This is a genomic window from Aeromonas sp. 604176 (assembly GCF_049170755.1).
Taxonomy (GTDB): Bacteria; Pseudomonadota; Gammaproteobacteria; order Enterobacterales; family Aeromonadaceae; genus Aeromonas; species Aeromonas veronii_A.
Genome location: NZ_JAAKNE010000218.1, coordinates 1 through 2,361 on the forward strand (window position 1 = coordinate 1; position 2,361 = coordinate 2,361).

General features: G+C 60.6%; 2 protein-coding genes and 1 pseudogene. All 3 read right to left on the reverse strand.

Translation table 11 applies throughout. From position 1 onward, the window contains the following. Positions 1-782, reverse strand: a 782-nt coding sequence (locus G5358_RS20750) for an ABC transporter ATP-binding protein (RefSeq protein ID WP_421324844.1), incomplete at its 3' end; no start/stop codon positions are given. 76 nt (positions 783-858) lie between these two features. Next, entirely contained in the window at positions 859-1,938 is a 1,080-nt protein-coding gene (locus tag G5358_RS20755) for a polyamine ABC transporter substrate-binding protein (protein WP_045522886.1), read from the reverse strand. Positions 1,939-2,061: 123 nt separating this feature from the next. Next, a pseudogene (locus tag G5358_RS20760) lies at positions 2,062-2,361 on the reverse strand (spermidine/putrescine ABC transporter substrate-binding protein PotF); the annotation flags it as partial.

Consider the following 2,361-nt stretch of genomic DNA (forward strand, 5'->3'; position numbering starts at 1 on the left):
CCGTCAAACAGGTTGACGTTGCCGATGAACTCGCACACCAGCCGACTGGCCGGGGTCTCGTAGATATCCATCGGGCTGCCGATCTGCTCGATGCAACCGAGGTGCATGATGGCGATCCGCTCGGCCATGGTCATGGCTTCTTCCTGATCGTGGGTCACCATGACGCAGGTCACGCCCACCCGCTCGATGATCTCGACCAGCTCGAGCTGCATGGTAGAGCGCAGCTTCTTGTCCAGTGCCCCCATGGGCTCGTCCAGCAGCAACAGCTTGGGACGCTTGGCCAGGGAACGGGCCAGGGCCACCCGCTGACGCTGACCACCGGAGAGCTGGTGCGGTTTGCGGCGGGCGTACTGGGTCATCTGCACCAGCTTGAGCATCTCTTCCACCCGGGCATCGATCTCCGCCTTGGGCAGGCCATCCTGCTTGAGGCCGAAGGCGATGTTCTGGGCCACCGTCATGTGGGGGAACAGGGCATAGGACTGGAACATCATGTTGATGGGGCGTTCATAGGGCGGCATGTCGGTAATGTCGACGCCGTCGAGGAACAGCCGTCCTTCCGTGGGTCGCTCGAACCCGGCCAGCATCCGCAGCAAGGTGGACTTGCCGGAGCCGGACCCACCCAGCAGGGCGAAGATCTCGCCCTTGTGGATGTTGAGAGACACGTTGTCGACCGCCAGCGTTTCGTCGAACTGCTTGCTTACCCTGTCTATTTTGACCAGCACTTCTTTACGCTGCTGGCTGCCCTCGAGGGCTTTCTTGTAGGCACTGGAGGCTATCGCCATTACCAAACTCCCAAAGGTGATTCCGGCCTGGGCCGATCCATCAATACAATCTGGCGCCCCGGGATGGGCGCCAAGGTTAGGTTCCGGATTTGATCTTGGTCCAACTCCGGGTGATCAGGCGCTGCACCGAGCGGGGATGTGCTTCCTGCACATACAGACGCTCAAGCACCGCCTGGGGGGGATAGACTGACTCGTCCTCGCGCACGGCCTTGTCCATGAACTCTCCCGCCTTGATGTTCGGGTTCGCGTAACCCACATAGTCGCTCACCTTGGCGATGACCTGCGGTTCGAGAATGTAGTTGATCAAGGCGTGAGCCTCTTTCACGTTGGTGGCATCGGCCGGGATCGCCATCATGTCGAACCAGAGATTGCCACCCTCCTTGGGGATGCTGTAGGCAATATTGATCCCCTTGCCCGCCTCCTCGGCCCGGGACGCCGCCTGCAGGATGTCGCCGGAGAACCCGGCCGCCACGCAGATGTTGCCGTTGGCGAGGTCACCGATGTACTTGGAGGAGTGGAAGTAGGCCACATAGGGGCGCACCTTGAGCAGCTGCTCTTCGGCCCGCTTGATATCCGCCGGCTCATGGCTGTTGGGGTTGAGCCCCAGGTAGTTGAGGGCAGCCGGGATCATCTCGTCCGCCGAATCGAGGAAGGCCACGCCGCACTGGGAGAGCTTCTTCATGTTTTCCGGCTCGAAGATGGTCGCCCAGGAGTCAATCTTGTCGACACCCAGCACTTCCTTGATCTTGTCGACGTTGTAGCCGATGCCGTTGGTGCCCCAGAGGTAGGGCACGGCGTACTGATGGCCCGGATCCACCTTCTCGAGCTGCTTGAGCAGCATGGGGTCCAGGTTGCTCAGGTTTGGCAGCAGGGTGAGGTCCAGCTTCTGGAAGGCCCCCGCCTTGATCTGCTTGGCCAGGAAATTGTTGGAGGGCACGACCAGATCGTAGCCGGTGCGTCCGGTCAGCAGCTTGCCTTCCAGCGTCTCGTTGGAGTCAAACACGTCGTAGACGGTCTTGATCCCGGTCTTCTGCTGAAAGTCACTGAGGGTGGTCTCGCCGATATAATCGGACCAGTTGTAAAAATGAACCACAGGGGCTGCCTGGGTCAGATTTGCAAACCCCAGGGTCAGGGCCAGCGTTGCCATCTTGGTCATGTGCACTTATCAGTCCTCATTTGTGTGATTTTGCCAGTCGCGCATCCATACGCGCCGTCCAACCTGTCGGGTGGTCACCACCCTCCCGGCCGAACTGCGGACCGGGAGGGGTACTCGTCACTCTTACTTGCCTGACTTGATCTTGGTCCAGCTGCGGGTCATCAGACGCTGCACCTTGGCCGGCAGATCCGGGAAGGTGTAGATCTTCTTGAGGGTATCCGGCGTCGGGTAGATACCCGGGTCGGTACGGATCGCCTCGTCCACCAGCGGCGTGGCCGCCTTGTTGCCGTTCGGGAACTGCACCACGTTGGTGATGTTCGCGATCACGTCCGGCTTCATCAGGTAATTGATGAAGGTGTGGGCCGCCTCGACGTTCTTGGCATCCGCCGGGATGGCGATCATGTCGAAGAAGCTGCCTGCCCC

Excerpts from the sequence above, each read along its gene's own strand:
- G5358_RS20755 (WP_045522886.1), bottom strand. The coding sequence starts at position 1,938 with ATGACCAAGATGGCAACGCTGGCCCTGACCCTGGGGTTTGCAAATCTG.